Below are 13,430 nucleotides of genomic sequence, written 5' to 3'. Positions count from 1 at the left end.
AGCCGGCGCGGTGCTTCAGAACGGGTAGTGCCACGGCGTGGTCTGCACCGTGAGCCAGCGCAGCTCGGTGAAGGCTTCCACGCCGGCCTTGCCGCCAAAACGGCCGTAGCCCGAGGCCTTCACGCCGCCGAAGGGCATCTGCGCCTCGTCGTGCACCGTGGGGCCGTTGACGTGGCAGATGCCGGCCTCGATGCGGCGCGCCACGTTCCAGGCGCGCGCGATGTCGCGGCCGAACACGGCCGACGAGAGGCCGAAGGCGTTGTCGTTGGCGGTGGCGATCGCGGCCTCGGTATCGGCCACGCGCACGATGGCCTTGAGCGGACCGAAGGTCTCCTCGCCGTAGACGCGCATCGCGGGCGTCACGCGGTCGAGCACGGTGGCCGGCATCAGCGTGTTCCCGGCGCGGCCGCCGCACACCAGCACCGCGCCCTGGGCCAGCGCGTCGTCGATCAATGCGTTGCAGCGCTCCACGGTCGCCATGTCGACCACCGAGCCCAGCACCACCGGGCCCTCGCGCGGGTCGCCCAGCGGCAGGCTCCTGGCGCGCGCCGCGAATTTGGAAACGAACTCGTCGGCGATGCGCTCGTCGAGCACGATGCGCTCGGTCGACATGCAGATCTGGCCCGAGTTGGCGAAGGCGCCGAACACGGCGGCATCGACCGCAGCGTCGATGTCGGCATCGTCGAGCACCACGAAGGGCGCCTTGCCGCCGAGTTCGAGCACGGCGGGCTTGAGGTGGCGCGCGCAGGTCTGCGCGATCAGCCGGCCCACGCGCGTGGAGCCGGTGAAGTTGACGCGCCGCACCGCCGGGTGCGCGACGATCGTGTCGACCACCTCGGCCGCGTCGGCCGGCGCGTTGGTCACGAAGTTCACCGTGCCCGGCGGCAGGCCGGCGTCGTGCAGCGCATCGACGATCAGCGCATGGGTCTGCGGGCACAGCTCCGAGCCCTTGAACACCACCGTGTTGCCGCAGGCCAGCGGCGTGGCGAGCGCGCGCACGCCGAGGATGACGGGCGCGTTCCACGGCGCGATGCCGAGCACCACGCCGGCCGCCTGGCGCACGCCCATCGCGAGGCTGCCGGGCACGTCGGAGGGAATCACCTCGCCGCCGATCTGGGTGGTGAGCGCGGCCGCCTCGGTCAGCAGCCCGGCCGCGAGGTGCACATTGAAACCGGCCCACAGCGCCGAGGCGCCGGTCTCGCGCGCCATCGCCTGCACGAAGTCGTCGTGGCGCGCCTCGATCGCCTGCGCGGCCTTCAGCAGCAGCGCGCGGCGCTCGCCGGGGCCGGTCTGCGACCAGGCGCCGAACGCTCGTTGCGCGGCCTCGACCGCGGCGACGGCATCGCGCGCGGTGGCGGCGGGGGCGCGCGTGGCGACGGCGCCATCGAGCGGGTTGCGGCGCTCGAAGACGGCGCCGCCTTCGGCCGGACGGCGTTCGCCGCCGATGCACATGAGGATGTCGGTCATGGGAAAGTCCTTGGCTGGAAGAAAGAAGGTTCAGGCGACGCCGAGGTAGGCCTGGCGCACCGCGTCGGAATCGAGCAGCGCGCGGGCCTCGCCCGCGGCCACGATGCGGCCGCGCTCGAGCACGTAGCCGCGATCGGCGGCCTGCAGCGCCTTGCGCACGTTCTGCTCGACCATCAGCACGGTCACGCCCTGGTCGGCGATGCGGCGCACGATGGCCAGCAGCTCGTCGACCATGCGCGGCGCGAGGCCCAGCGAGGGCTCGTCGAGCATCAGGAGGCGCGGCCCGCTCATCATGGCGCGCGCCACCGCCACCATCTGCTGCTCGCCACCGCTCATGGTGCCGGCCAGCTGCTTCGCACGCTCGCGCAGCCGCGGGAAGTCGTCGAAGGCGCGCGCCAGCCGCTCGGCGCGCAGCGCGGCCGGCACCAGCCAGCCGCCGAGCTCGAGGTTCTCGGTCACCGTCATCTGCGCGAACAGCTGGCGGCCCTCGGCCACCAGCGCCATGCCGCGGCGCACGCAGGCGGTGGCGTCGCCCGCGGGCAACGCCACGCCGTCGAGCAGCGCCTCGCCGCGGCGCGGCAGCAGGCCGGCCAGCGCCTTCAGCAGCGTGGTCTTGCCGGCGCCGTTGGGGCCCAGCACCACGGTCACGCCGGGCTCGGCCTCGAGGTCGAGCCCCTGCACCACCTCGAAGCCGTGGTAGCCGGCGCGCAGGCCGCGCACGGCGAGGCGGCTGCCGTCGTTCGATGCAACGCTCATGCCGTGGCCTCCATCTCGTCGCCCAGGTAGGCCTCGATCACCTCCGCGTTGCGCACCACCTCGGCGGGCGTGCCGTCGGCGATCTTGCGGCCCTGGTGCAGCACCAGCACGCGCTCGACGTACTTCAGCAGGGTGGTCACCGCATGCTCGATCCACACCACGGTGAGCCCGTGCCCGTCGCGCAGCCGGCGGATGCGCTGCGCCATGGCCTCGACCTCGGCCTCGGTGAGCCCGGCCGCGACCTCGTCGAGCAGCAGCACGCGCGGCCGCGTGCCGAGCGCCATGCCGATCTCGAGCAGCCGCTGCTGCGAGGGCGTGCCCTCGGCCGCGAGCCGGTCGGCGAACGCGCCCAGGCCCAGCATGTCGAGGATCTCCCCCACGCTCGCGAGGCCCGGCAGCGGCGCGCGGTGCCGGCCCGCGAACTGCATGCCGAAGCGCACGTTGTCCTCGAGGCTCATGCCGGCCATCACGCGCGGCGTCTGGAAGGTGCGCGCGATGCCGTGCGCGGCGAAGCGGTGCGGGCCGCGGCGCGTGAGGTCGATATCTCCCTCCACCAGCAGTTGCCCGCCGGTGGGCATCACCACGCCCGAGATGGCGTTGAAGAAGGTGGTCTTTCCCGCGCCGTTGGGACCGATGATGCCGACCAGCTCGCCGGCATGCAGCGCGACGCTGACCGCGTCGACGGCGGTGAGGCCGCCGAAGCGCACGCTGACCTCGCGCGCCTCGAGCAGCAGGGGTCGCGCGGCCTCAGACATGGCGCGCTCCCTTCGCCTTGCGCCGCCACAGCGACGCCAGCCCCTCGGGCAGGTACATCACGCACAGGATCAGCAGCAGCCCCAGCACCATCATGTAGCCGTAGGGCAGCTGCAGCCGCAGGGTCTCGGACAGCACGCTGAACACCACGGCCGCGAGCACCGGCCCGCCGATGCTGGCGGCGCCGCCGATCATCGCGATCAGCACGGTCTGGAAGCCGATGAAGGGGCTGAAGACGGCGGCCGGCTCGATGTAGGTCCAGCGCACCGCCATCGCCGCGCCGACCGCGCCCGCGAAGGCCGCGGTGAGCGCGAAGCCGGCGATCTTCACGCGCCGCGTGTCCACGCCCAGGGTCTGGGCGCGCTGCTCGTCGGCACCGATGCCCGCGAGCGCGAGGCCGAAGCGGCTGCGCTTCACGGCCATCGCGGTGGCGATCGCGAGCACGGCGATCGCGAGCACCGTGAGGTAGACCGTCTCGTTGGACGGCACCTCGGTCAGCACCCGGCCCACGGTGCCCGAGACCTGCTTCTCGACGAAGGTCAGCGCATGCCGGATCAGCTCGGTCATGCCGAAGGTCAGCACCGCGAAGTAGGTGCCGCGCAGGTGCAGCACGGCCGCGCCCATCAGCAGCGCGACCGCGCTCGCGATGGTGGCACCGCCGAGGATCACCAGCGGCCAGGGCAGCACGTCGAGCAGCACGGCGCTGGCATAGGCGCCGAGGCCGAAGAAGGCCGAGGTGGCGAGCGACAGGTAGCGCGTGGCGCCGCAGAACAGCGACCAGCTCGTGGCCAGCGCGATGTACATCAGGCAGCCCAGCGCCACCGAGCTCAGGAACTCGCTGGCGATCCAGGGCACGCAGGCGGCGAGCGCGGCGGCGGCGCCGAGCAGCAGCCACGGCCGCGCGGAAGAAGAGGACAGGGAACTCATCGCGAGAACAATCCGTTGGGCCGCCAGATCAGCACGCCGATGAACACGGCGTACGACAGCAGCATCTTGAGCGAGGGGCTGGTGAAGTACATGCCCAGCGCCTCGACCACGCCGAGCAGCAGGCCGCCGACCAGGCTGCCGGCGATGCTGCCGAAGCCGCCGAGCGTGATGACGATCAGCGCGGTCACGGTGTAGGGTTCGCCCATCGAGGGCGAGATCTCGTAGGTCATCGACAGCAGCGCGCCGGCCACGCCCGAGAGGCCCAGGCCGATGCCGAACATCAGCGGATGCAGCCGCCGGGTGTTGATGCCGACCAGTTGCGCGCCGGTGGGCGACTGCATCAGCGCGCGCACCGCCTTGCCCAGCAGGGTGCGCTTGAGCAGCGCCACCAGCACCAGGCTCAGCGCGAGCGCCACGCCGAACAGCACCAGCTTGTTGGCCGTGAAGCGCATCGCGCCGAGCTGCACCGGCTCGGCCAGGTAGTCGTAGCCGCGCAGGTCGCCGCCCCACACCAGCAGCGCGGTGTTCTGCACCAGGAACATCAGGCCGAAGCCCACCATCAGGCTGCGCGCCTCGAACACCTCGACGTTGGGCGCGCGCGCCGCCACCTGCCGAAAGCACAGCCAGTGCACCGCCATGCCCAGCGCCATCAGCAGCGCGAAGGCCACCGGCACGAACAGCAGCGGCGAGATGCCCAGCGCGGTGTGGGCCCACCAGGTCAGGAAGGCGCCGAGCATCAGGAACTCGCCGTGCGAGATGTTCATGATGCGCATCAGCCCGTACTGCAGGTTCAGGCCGATGGCCACCAGCGCGTAGATGCCGCCCGAGATCAATCCGCCGGCCAGCAGCTCGGCCCATCCTCCGAAGGACATGCGGCTACTTCCAGGCCGGCTTGGGCGCGAGCTGCGCGGTGGCGCGGTCCTTCGGCCACACGACCTCGAACTCGCCGCCCTGCCATTGCGCGACGGTGCCGGGCACCGAGGCGTTCTCGCTGCCCTCGAAGCGGATCGGCCCGAGGATGGTCCCGAACTCGGTCTTCGCGATGTGCTCGCGCAGCGCCTTGCGGTCCAGCCCCACGCTGGCCACCGCCTGCTGCAGGATCTCGAGGCCGGCCCAGGCATGGCCGCTGGCCCAGCGGTCGGGCTCCTTGCCGAACTTCTTCGTGTGGGCGTCGAAGTAGGCCTTGGCGCCGGGGCTGGTCTTGCCGTTCCACGAGCCCATGCCGATCACGCCCTCGGTGTTGGCGGCCATCACGTTCTTGTAGAGCTGGAAGGCGGTGCCGACCGAGGCATAGAAGAACTTCGGGTTGAAGCCCACCTCGCGCGCCTGGCGGCTCGCGAGGATGGTGTCGGGCGGATAGGTGATGCCGATGAAGGCATCGGGATTCAGGTCCTTGATGCCGCGCAGCACCGGCGCCAGGTCCTTCACGCCGAGCGGATAGCTCTTGCGCTCCACCACCTGGATCTGCGTCTTCTTGAGCGCGTTGTTGAGCGCGGCGAAGTTCTCGAGGCCGAACAGGTCGTCCATGTAGACGATGGCCACGGTCTTCGCGCCCTGGGCCACCAGCAGGTCGACCAGCGCGCCCATCATCTTGTCGGGCTGCTGCAGCAGCGAGAAGAAGTACGGCAACCGCATGTCGATGAGCTTGCGCGACAGCGCGGTGGGCGCGAGCAGCGGATAGCCGAAGCGGTTGGCCAGCGGCGCGACCGCGAAGTTGGCGCCCGAGCCCCAGGGCGGCAGCACCAGGTCGACCTTGTCGCTGCCCATGAGCTTCTCGAAGGTGCGCACGCAGGTCTCGGTCTCGCTGCGGTCGTCGTAGCCGATCAGCTCGATCGGACGCCTGGCGCCGCCCTTCACCGCGAGGCCGCCGGCCGCGTTGACCTGCTCGGCCCACAGCAGGTAGTTGGGCTCCTGGCTCACCTGCGCGCCCGCGGCCCAGGGACCGGTGCGGGCGATGGCATAGCCGATGCGCACCGGCGCGCCCTGCTGGGCGAACAGGCGCGGCGCCATGGCGGCGGCGCCGAGCGCGGCGGCGCCCTGGATCCAGCGGCGGCGAGGGGTGTGGAACACGGCGGTCTCCTTCGATGTTCGGGTCGTGCGGCGCCCGGTGCGGGCCCTGCCGGCATCGTAGGAACGGCCCCGCGCGCTCGCTGTGCCGGCGGTGCACAAAGCGCTTGTCCCAGCGTGCAGCCGGCTAGTGGTTAACCCGCAAGGCGAGGCGGCGCCCGCGCGGCCCACAATGGGCGCCCCATCCACCCCCAATGCCTCCCGCCGCGCCATGACCGCATCGCAACTGCTGTCGACCGACGAAGTGCCGCCGCGCGAGCGCGGCCCGGCGTGGTGCGAGTGGGTGTACCGCCACTTCGGCGGCCTGGGCTCCGACCTCTACGGCGACGAGGTGCCGTTCGACGGCCACCTGGCGGCCTCGCGCGCGGGCGACGTGATCCTCACGCGCCTGGAGGCCAACCGCCACCGGGTGCTGCGCACCGCGCAGATGGCGCGCCTGAGCGACGCGGCCTACCTGAAGATCGTGGCGCCCTGGCAGGGCTCGGCCGAGGTGGTGCAGAAGGGCCGCGCGGCGGCAGTGCGCTCGGGCGGCTGGACGCTCTACGACACCACGCTCGACTACACGGTGGCCAACCCCGAGCGCAGCGACCACCTGATCGTGATGCTGCCCAAGGAACAGCTGGCCCTGCCCTCGCTGCCGCTCGCGCAGCTGGTGGCGCGGCGCATCGGCGGCACCAGCGGCATCTCGCGCGTGGCGCTCGAGACCATGCGCAGCACCTACCAGGAGCTGCCCTCGATGAGCGAGGCGGCCGCGCGCGGTGCGGGCGAGCTGCTGATCCAGCTGGTGCGGCTGTCGCTGATGGAGCTGGCCGGCCAGCACACGCAGCAGACCCAGCGCGAGGCACTGGCCGACCGCATCCGCCACCACGTGGCGCAGAACCTGCACGACCCGGCCCTGTCGGTCGAGGGCATCGCGCAGGCGCTGCGCTGCAGCAAGCGGCTGCTGCACGGCGCCTTCGCCGATGGCGAGGACACGCTCGCGGGCTACATCCAGCAGCAGCGGCTGGCCGCCAGCATCCGCGCGCTGCGCGACCCGGCACGCGTGGCCGAGCCCGTCACCGCCATCGCGCTCGCGGCCGGCTTCGTGAACCTCTCGCACTTCAGCCGCGTGTTCCGCGCCCACACGGGCCTGAGCCCGAGCGATTTCCGGCGCCAGGCGCTCGGCTGAAGCCGGCGGTCCGCGGCGCTGCGGATAATGGCCGCCTCCTCCCGACCTCCACCGCAGACGCCATGACCCTGTCCGCCTACCTGCTGTTCCTGCCGGCCTGCTTCGCCATCAACATGGCCTTCGGCCCCAACAACCTGCTCTCGGTGAGCAACGGCGCGCGCTACGGCATCGCGCAGGCCGTGACCGCCGCGGCCGGCCGCCTGGTCGCCTTCGCGCTGATGATCGCGATCGCCGGCCTGGGCATGGGCGCCGTGCTGGTGGCGTCCGAGCTGGCCTTCGACATCGTCAAGTGGATCGGCGCCGCCTACCTCGTGTGGATCGGCATCCGGCTGCTGCGCGCGCCCGCGCCCGAACTGGCGCAGCAGGCGCGCGAGCTCGCGGGCCCGCCGCCGATGCGTGTGCTGGTGCGCCAGGAGTTCACCGTCGCCGCCGGCAACCCGAAGGCGATCCTGGTGTTCACCGCCTTCTTCCCGCAGTTCGTGATGCCGGGCGCCTATGCTTCGAGCTACCTGCTGCTGGGCCTGACCTTCCTGGTCTTCGAGGTGGTGGCGATCGCGCTCTATGCGCTGCTCGGCGCGCGCATGCGCCGGCTGGCCGGCGGCAGCCGCGCGATGCGCTGGTTCAACCGCGTGAGCGGCAGCATGATGATCGGCTTCGGCTGCCTGCTGGCGTTGACGCGGCGGCCGAGCTGATCGCTCCACCCGTTCAGGCTGAGCCTGTCGAAGCCTCGCGCAAGGCTTCGACAAGCTCAGCCCGAACGGATCGTTGCCCGACTCAAGCCTTCAGGTACTCGGCCTTGGTGCCGAGCCAGCGGTCGATGTGCCGCCGCGCCAGCTCGGGATGCTGCTCGAGCATGCGCGGCGCGAGTTCGCGCGCCCAGTCGAGCAGCAAGGTGTCGGTCGTGAGGTCGGCGAAGCGCAGCAGCGGCGCGCCCGACTGGCGCGCGCCGAGGAACTCGCCGGGCCCGCGGATCTCGAGGTCGCGGCGCGCGATCTCGAAGCCGTCGCTGGTCTCTGCCATCGCGCGCAGCCGCGCGCGCGCCGCCTCGCCGACGCGGCCGCTGTCGCCGGGCGCATAGAGCAGCACGCAGGCCGAGGCCGCAGCGCCGCGGCCCACGCGGCCGCGCAGCTGGTGCAGCTGCGACAGGCCGAAGCGCTCGGCATGCTCGATCACCATCAGCGAGGCATTGGGCACGTCCACGCCGACCTCGATCACCGTGGTGCTCACCAGCACGTGCATCTGGTTGGCGGTGAAGGCGGCCATCACCGCCTGCTTCTCGGCCGTGGGCATGCGCGAATGCAGGAGGCCGACGTTGACCTGCGGCCCGAGCAGGTCGGCCAGCTCGTCGCGCGTGGCGGTGGCGTTGCGCAGGTCGACCGCCTCGCTCTCCTCGATCAGCGGGCAGACCCAGTAGACCTGCCGGCCCTGCTCGATCTGCGACTGGATGCGCGCGATCACCTCGTCGCGCCGGTGCTCGGCCACCAGCCGCGTGACGATCGGCGTGCGGCCCGGCGGCAGCTCGTCGAGCGTGGAGACGTCGAGGTCGGCGTAGTAGCTCATCGCGAGCGTGCGCGGGATCGGCGTGGCGCTCATCATCAGCAGGTGCGGCTCGAGCTCGTCGCGCGCCTTGCCGCGCAGCGCCAGCCGCTGCGCCACGCCGAAGCGGTGCTGCTCGTCGATGATCGCCAGCGCGAGGTTGTGGAAGCGCACCTTCTCGGAGATCACGGCATGGGTGCCGATCACCAGCGCGGCCTCGCCGCTCTCGACCGCCGCGCCCATGGCGTCGCGCTCCTTCTTCTTCTGGCTGCCGGTGAGCCAGGCCACGCGCAGGCCGCGCTCGGCCAGCAGCGGATCGAGCCAGCCGACCAGCTTGCCGAAATGCTGGGCCGCGAGGATCTCGGTCGGCGCCATCAGCGCGCACTGGAAGCCCGCGTCGATGCAGCGCGCCGCCGCGAGCGCGGCCACCACCGTCTTGCCCGAGCCCACGTCGCCCTGCAGCAGCCGGTGCATCGGCAGCTCGCGCCCGAGGTCGCGCGCGATCTCCTCGCCCACGCGCGCCTGCGCGCCGGTCAGGCCGAAGGGCAGCACGGCCAGCAGCGCGTCGTGCAGCGAGGCCTTGCCGCCGACGGGCGCGGCCGCCATGTCGAGCATCGGCGCGCGCTGCGCCGCGCGCTCCATGCGCGCCTGCATCTGCGACAGCTGCTGCGCCAGCAGCTCCTCGGCCTTGATGCGCTGCCAGGCCGGATGGCTGTGATCCTCGAGCGTGGCCATCGCCACGTCGGGCGTCGGGTAGTGCAGGAAGCTCAGCGAGGCGCGCAGGTCCCAGGCGCCGCGCAGGCCGATCTGCACCGGGATGGTCTCGTCGAGCACCGCGCGCGCGAGGCCCGAGCGCACCTCGCGCCGCAGCACCGGCTGCGCGAGGCCGGCCACGGTCGGATAGACCGGCGTGAGCGCCTCGGGCAGCGCGGTGCCCGCGGCCTTGACCGTGGGATGCATCATCTGCCGCCCGACGAAGCCGCCGCGCACCTCGCCGCGCACGCGCACTCGCGCGCCCACCGCGAGCTGCTTCTGCTGCGAGGGATAGAAGTTGAAGAAGCGCAGCTGGCAGGTCTCGCCGCCGTCGTCGATGGTCACGATGAGCTGGCGCCGCGGCCGGTAGGCCACCTCGGCTTCGGTCACCACGCCCTCGATCTGCGCGGTGTCGCCGTCGCGCGTGTCGGCCAGCCGCACCACGCGGGTCTCGTCCTCGTAGCGCATCGGCAGGTAGAGCGCGAAGTCGATGTCGCGCACCAGGCCGAGTTTGCGCAGCGCGCGCTGCACGACGCTGAGGCCGCTGCCCGGTGGGCCGGCCGGAGCGGCGGGTGCAGGCGTGGCGGCGCCCGGTGCGCTCGGCGCGGCGGCGGGTGTGGAGGCTTTCTTCTTGGCGGGCACGGACAGGTCTTCTAGCGTGGACGGCAAAGGTCCGTCAAGGCGCCGCGCGCATCGGGAAACATGAACTGGAAGCCGCCGCGCAGCAGCCGCGCGGGCACCACGCGCTGGCCTTCGAGCAGCAGGTCGGCCTGCTCGCCGAGCAGCAGCTTCACGGGCGCCGCGGGCGTGGGCATCCAGCAGGGGCGATGCAGCACCTCGGCCGCGACGCGCGTGAAGTCGTGCTGGCTCAGCGCCTGCGGCGCGGTCACGTTGAAGGCCTGCGCGGCCGGCGTGCCACCCTCGCGTTCGATCTGGCTCCAGGCATGCGCGAGCGCGCGCACCAGGTCGTGCACATGCACCCACGACAGCCACTGCCGCCCGCTGCCCAGCCGCCCGCCGACACCGAGCCGCACCGGCAGCAGCAGCAGCGAGCCCTGATGGCCCAGCACGAAGCCGAAGCGCATGCAGGCCACCTGCACGCCCAGCGCGACCGCGGCCTGCGCCGCCTGTTCCCAGCGCTGGCACAGGCGCGACATGAAGATGTCCTGCGGCGGCGCCTCCTCGTCCAGCGCGGCGGCATCGCCCTGCGGCTGCACGCCGTAGTAGCCGATGGCCGAGCCCGACAGCAGCAGCCAGGGCTTGCGCGGGCGCGCGGCCATCCATTCGACCAGCTGCCGCGTCAGGCCCTCGCGGCTGGCCAGCAGCTGGCGCTGGCGCCGCTCGCTCCAGCGCGCGCCGAGGATGCGCGCGCCCGCGAGGTTGACCACCACCTCGATCTCCTCGGCCGCGGGCAGCTCGGCCAGCGACTGCACGCAGCGCACCGCGCCGCCGAAGTTCCAGGCCGCCGCGCGCGCATCGCGCGTCCACACCGTGACCGCATGACCGTCGGCCAGCAGGTGGCGCACGAGGATCTGGCCGATGAAGCCGGTGCCGCCCGTGACCAGCACGCGCCGCGGCCGCGCGCCGAAGCGCACCGGCGCCTCGGTCTCGCGCACCCGCGCCTGGCGTCGGCGCCGCAGCAGCGCGCGCGCCGCGAAGGCATCGCGCAGCCCCGACACGCCCACCCCCACGCCGCACAGCGCGAGGAAGGCGCCGAGCCAGCCCTGCGGCTGCCAGGCGAGCGCGGTCGGCTCGGCGGCCCAGCCGACCGCCGCCAGCGCCAGCAGCGCGATGAAGGCGCCCGCGTTGATCGCCAGCACCGTGTGCGTGACACGCTCGGTGGCCGGCAGCAGGCGGCTGCGGTCCTCGACCACGAAGTCCCACAGCGTGAGCACGATCTCGACGCCGAACACGGCGAGCAGCACCCAGGCCCAGGCGCCATGCCAGGCCCAGGACGAGAGGCCGATGAACAGCAGGCAGTAGATCGACGAGCGCGTGGCATGGATCGCGAGCTCGCGCCCGGCCGAGGCGCGCCGCGGCAGCGCCTCGGTGCCCTCGTGGTGATAGAGCGTGTCGAAGGCGCCGAGCGCGCCCTGGGCCGCCATCAGCTGCAGCGCCAGCAGGTGCGTGTCGATCATCCGGGGGCGGACACTTCCTCGAACACGCCGACCTGGGTGAAGGTGGTGCCCATCAGCGGGTGGCGGATCTCGATGCGGATGTTGAAGCGCTCGGGCGTCTCGTTGTGGTGCCAGAGGAAGGTCTTGCCCGGCGTGAGCAGGCCCGGCAGCGGGATGCGCCAGCCGAGCAGCTGCCAGAAATAGCCGTCGCTCTGGAAATGCAGGCTGCCCTTCTCCACGCTGAGCACCAGCTTCATGCCCAGCCCCATGCCGACGTACTCGAGCACCTCGCCGCGCTCGCTCTCGCGCATGAAACTGGTGAACTGGATCGGCCGGCGCCCGTGCAGCCGGTAGATGCGCTGCTTGTAGATCGCGGGGTCGCCGGGCTTCGCGTAGACCTGGATCTCGACCGGGAAGTCGGCGTCGCTGTAGGGGATCAACGCGCCCTGGATCAGCGGCTGCGTGAGATGGCCCAGCAGCCGGCCGAAGCGCGAGCAGCGCAGCTCGCTGAGCGTGCCCCGGTAATGCAGCGCCTTGCCGGGCGAGGGGTTCTTGTCGAAGCGGCGGCGGATGTCGGCATGCAGGCCCTGCCAGGCGGCGCCGAGGATCTTCTTGAAGAGCTCGCCCTCGGAGGGTCCGGGCGCGGACCCGGCCTCCTGCGAAACGCGCGCTGCATGTGTATCGACCATGCGGCGATTCTGCCTCGCCGGCCCTCGCCCGACCCCGCGGCGGCGCCCGGTTTTCGCGCCATGGGACAATCGCCGCCTCGCTCTCCGAACGGCCCCTCGCGGCCACCTTCTTGGAACGGGCCCGTCCGGCCCTCAAGCATCATGCGCGCCTTCACGCTCTCCGATTTCGATTTCGCCCTGCCGCCCGAGCTGGTGGCGCAACACCCGGCCACCGAACGCACCGCCTCCCGCCTGCTCGACGGCACCGGCCCCGCACCGTCCGACCGCATCTTCCGCGACCTGCCCTCGCTGCTGCGCGAGGGCGACCTGCTGGTCTTCAACGACACCCGCGTCGTCAAGGCGCGCCTGTTCGGCGAGAAGCCGACCGGCGGCAAGCTCGAGCTGCTGGTCGAGCGCGTGCTGCAGGGGCAGGAGGTGGTGGCCCACATGAAGGTCAGCAAGAAGCCGCCCGTGGGCACCACGCTGCAGATGGTCGGCGGCTTCCGCGCCACCCTGCTCGGCCGCTGGCCCGAGGAGGACGGCGCCCTGTTCCGCTTCGCCTTCGAGAGCGACAGCGGCGAGAACCCCTACCTGCTGATGGAGCGCTGCGGCCACGTGCCGCTGCCGCCCTACATCACGCACGACGACTCGGCCGAGGACGAGCGCCGCTACCAGACCGTGTTCGCGCGCGTGCCCGGCGCCGTGGCCGCGCCCACCGCCGCGCTGCACTTCGACGAGGGCCTGCTGGCCGCGCTCGAGGCGCGCGGCGTGCGGCGCGCCAACGTCACGCTGCACGTGGGCGCCGGCACCTTCCAGCCCGTGAAGACCGAGAACATCGCCGAGCACACCATGCACGCCGAACGCTACGAGGTGCCCGAAGCCACGCAGCGCGCCATCGCCGAATGCAAGGCGCGCGGCGGCCGCATCGTGGCCGTGGGCACGACCACCGTGCGCACGCTCGAGTCGTGGGCCAGGAGCGGCGAGGCCGCGGGCGACACCCGCATCTTCATCACGCCGGGCTTCGCCTTCGCGCACGTCGACCTGCTGATCACCAACTTCCACCTGCCCAAGAGCACGCTGATGATGCTGGTCTCGGCCCTCGCGGGCTACGAGCGCGTGATGGCGCTGTATGCGCACGCCATCGCGCAGCGCTACCGCTTCTTCAGCTATGGCGATGCGATGCTGCTCGCGCGCCAACCGAGAACAGAGGACTGACCC

At 72.2% G+C, this 13,430-nt stretch carries 12 protein-coding genes; 3 read left to right on the top strand and 9 right to left on the bottom strand.

Annotated elements, in window-relative coordinates:
• Positions 1-15: 15 nt before the first annotated feature.
• From KV106_RS24385 to KV106_RS24360, 6 genes are read right to left on the bottom strand one after another with little or no spacing between them, the layout of a single operon-like run.
• Complete coding sequence (locus tag KV106_RS24385; protein WP_261212902.1) at positions 16-1,467, bottom strand: aldehyde dehydrogenase; 1,452 nt, start codon at positions 1,465-1,467, stop codon at positions 16-18.
• Between the two features lie 30 nt (positions 1,468-1,497).
• The gene (locus tag KV106_RS24380) at positions 1,498-2,223 is read right to left on the bottom strand and encodes an ABC transporter ATP-binding protein (protein ID WP_261212901.1); all 726 of its coding nucleotides are present in this window, start codon (positions 2,221-2,223) and stop codon (positions 1,498-1,500) included.
• Positions 2,220-2,978, bottom strand: coding sequence for an ABC transporter ATP-binding protein (locus KV106_RS24375; protein ID WP_261212899.1), 759 nt, complete (start codon positions 2,976-2,978; stop codon positions 2,220-2,222). The genes KV106_RS24380 and KV106_RS24375 overlap by 4 nt, the downstream gene beginning before the upstream one ends.
• Positions 2,971-3,903: a branched-chain amino acid ABC transporter permease gene (locus tag KV106_RS24370; RefSeq protein ID WP_261212898.1), complete on the bottom strand. Its 933-nt coding sequence runs from the start codon at positions 3,901-3,903 to the stop codon at positions 2,971-2,973. The genes KV106_RS24375 and KV106_RS24370 overlap by 8 nt, the downstream gene beginning before the upstream one ends.
• Positions 3,900-4,775, bottom strand: coding sequence for a branched-chain amino acid ABC transporter permease (locus KV106_RS24365; RefSeq protein WP_261212896.1), 876 nt, complete (start codon positions 4,773-4,775; stop codon positions 3,900-3,902). The genes KV106_RS24370 and KV106_RS24365 overlap by 4 nt, the downstream gene beginning before the upstream one ends.
• Before the next feature lie 4 nt (positions 4,776-4,779).
• The gene (locus KV106_RS24360) at positions 4,780-5,913 is read right to left on the bottom strand and encodes an amino acid ABC transporter substrate-binding protein (protein WP_261213089.1); all 1,134 of its coding nucleotides are present in this window, start codon (positions 5,911-5,913) and stop codon (positions 4,780-4,782) included.
• A gap of 268 nt (positions 5,914-6,181) precedes the next feature.
• On the opposite strand from KV106_RS24360, the gene KV106_RS24355 reads away from it, so the two are divergent.
• Together KV106_RS24355 and KV106_RS24350 are read left to right on the top strand one after the other, a co-directional pair.
• Positions 6,182-7,138: an AraC-like ligand-binding domain-containing protein gene (locus KV106_RS24355; protein ID WP_261212894.1), complete on the top strand. Its 957-nt coding sequence runs from the start codon at positions 6,182-6,184 to the stop codon at positions 7,136-7,138.
• Between the two features lie 62 nt (positions 7,139-7,200).
• Positions 7,201-7,830, top strand: coding sequence for a LysE family translocator (locus KV106_RS24350; protein ID WP_261212893.1), 630 nt, complete (start codon positions 7,201-7,203; stop codon positions 7,828-7,830).
• Between the two features lie 82 nt (positions 7,831-7,912).
• Here the strand turns inward: KV106_RS24350 and recG are convergent, their stop codons facing one another.
• From recG to KV106_RS24335, 3 genes are read right to left on the bottom strand one after another with little or no spacing between them, the layout of a single operon-like run.
• A complete protein-coding gene (gene recG / locus KV106_RS24345) occupies positions 7,913-10,069 on the bottom strand; it encodes an ATP-dependent DNA helicase RecG (RefSeq protein ID WP_409976555.1) in 2,157 nt (718 codons plus the stop codon).
• A gap of 11 nt (positions 10,070-10,080) precedes the next feature.
• On the bottom strand, positions 10,081-11,565 hold the full coding sequence (locus KV106_RS24340; protein WP_261212889.1) for a TIGR01777 family oxidoreductase: 1,485 nt from the start codon (positions 11,563-11,565) through the stop codon (positions 10,081-10,083).
• Positions 11,562-12,233 carry a DUF4166 domain-containing protein gene (locus KV106_RS24335; protein ID WP_261212887.1) on the bottom strand — a complete coding sequence of 224 codons (672 nt, stop codon included), beginning with the start codon at positions 12,231-12,233 and terminating at the stop codon, positions 11,562-11,564. The genes KV106_RS24340 and KV106_RS24335 overlap by 4 nt, the downstream gene beginning before the upstream one ends.
• A 141-nt stretch (positions 12,234-12,374) precedes the next feature.
• On the opposite strand from KV106_RS24335, the gene queA reads away from it, so the two are divergent.
• Positions 12,375-13,427 carry a tRNA preQ1(34) S-adenosylmethionine ribosyltransferase-isomerase QueA gene (queA, locus tag KV106_RS24330; protein ID WP_261212885.1) on the top strand — a complete coding sequence of 351 codons (1,053 nt, stop codon included), beginning with the start codon at positions 12,375-12,377 and terminating at the stop codon, positions 13,425-13,427.
• Positions 13,428-13,430: the final 3 nt, after the last annotated feature.

Origin of the sequence: Variovorax endophyticus, from assembly GCF_025376855.1 — a bacterium.
GTDB lineage: Bacteria > Pseudomonadota > Gammaproteobacteria > Burkholderiales > Burkholderiaceae_C > Variovorax.
This window is presented reverse-complemented; position numbering and strand designations above follow the sequence as displayed.

What these genes read in the sequence shown, in the direction of transcription:
- KV106_RS24360 (WP_261213089.1), bottom strand. Translation starts at nt 5,913, where the DNA reads ATGGCGCCGCGCCTGTTCGCCCAGCAGGGCGCGCCGGTGCGCATCGGC.
- KV106_RS24380 (WP_261212901.1), bottom strand. Translation starts at nt 2,223, where the DNA reads ATGAGCGTTGCATCGAACGACGGCAGCCGCCTCGCCGTGCGCGGCCTG.
- KV106_RS24365 (WP_261212896.1), bottom strand. Translation starts at nt 4,775, where the DNA reads ATGTCCTTCGGAGGATGGGCCGAGCTGCTGGCCGGCGGATTGATCTCG.
- KV106_RS24335 (WP_261212887.1), bottom strand. Translation starts at nt 12,233, where the DNA reads ATGGTCGATACACATGCAGCGCGCGTTTCGCAGGAGGCCGGGTCCGCG.
- KV106_RS24340 (WP_261212889.1), bottom strand. Translation starts at nt 11,565, where the DNA reads ATGATCGACACGCACCTGCTGGCGCTGCAGCTGATGGCGGCCCAGGGC.
- KV106_RS24350 (WP_261212893.1), top strand. Translation starts at nt 7,201, where the DNA reads ATGACCCTGTCCGCCTACCTGCTGTTCCTGCCGGCCTGCTTCGCCATC.
- KV106_RS24370 (WP_261212898.1), bottom strand. Translation starts at nt 3,903, where the DNA reads ATGAGTTCCCTGTCCTCTTCTTCCGCGCGGCCGTGGCTGCTGCTCGGC.
- KV106_RS24375 (WP_261212899.1), bottom strand. Translation starts at nt 2,978, where the DNA reads ATGTCTGAGGCCGCGCGACCCCTGCTGCTCGAGGCGCGCGAGGTCAGC.
- KV106_RS24355 (WP_261212894.1), top strand. Translation starts at nt 6,182, where the DNA reads ATGACCGCATCGCAACTGCTGTCGACCGACGAAGTGCCGCCGCGCGAG.
- KV106_RS24385 (WP_261212902.1), bottom strand. Translation starts at nt 1,467, where the DNA reads ATGACCGACATCCTCATGTGCATCGGCGGCGAACGCCGTCCGGCCGAA.
- queA (WP_261212885.1), top strand. Translation starts at nt 12,375, where the DNA reads ATGCGCGCCTTCACGCTCTCCGATTTCGATTTCGCCCTGCCGCCCGAG.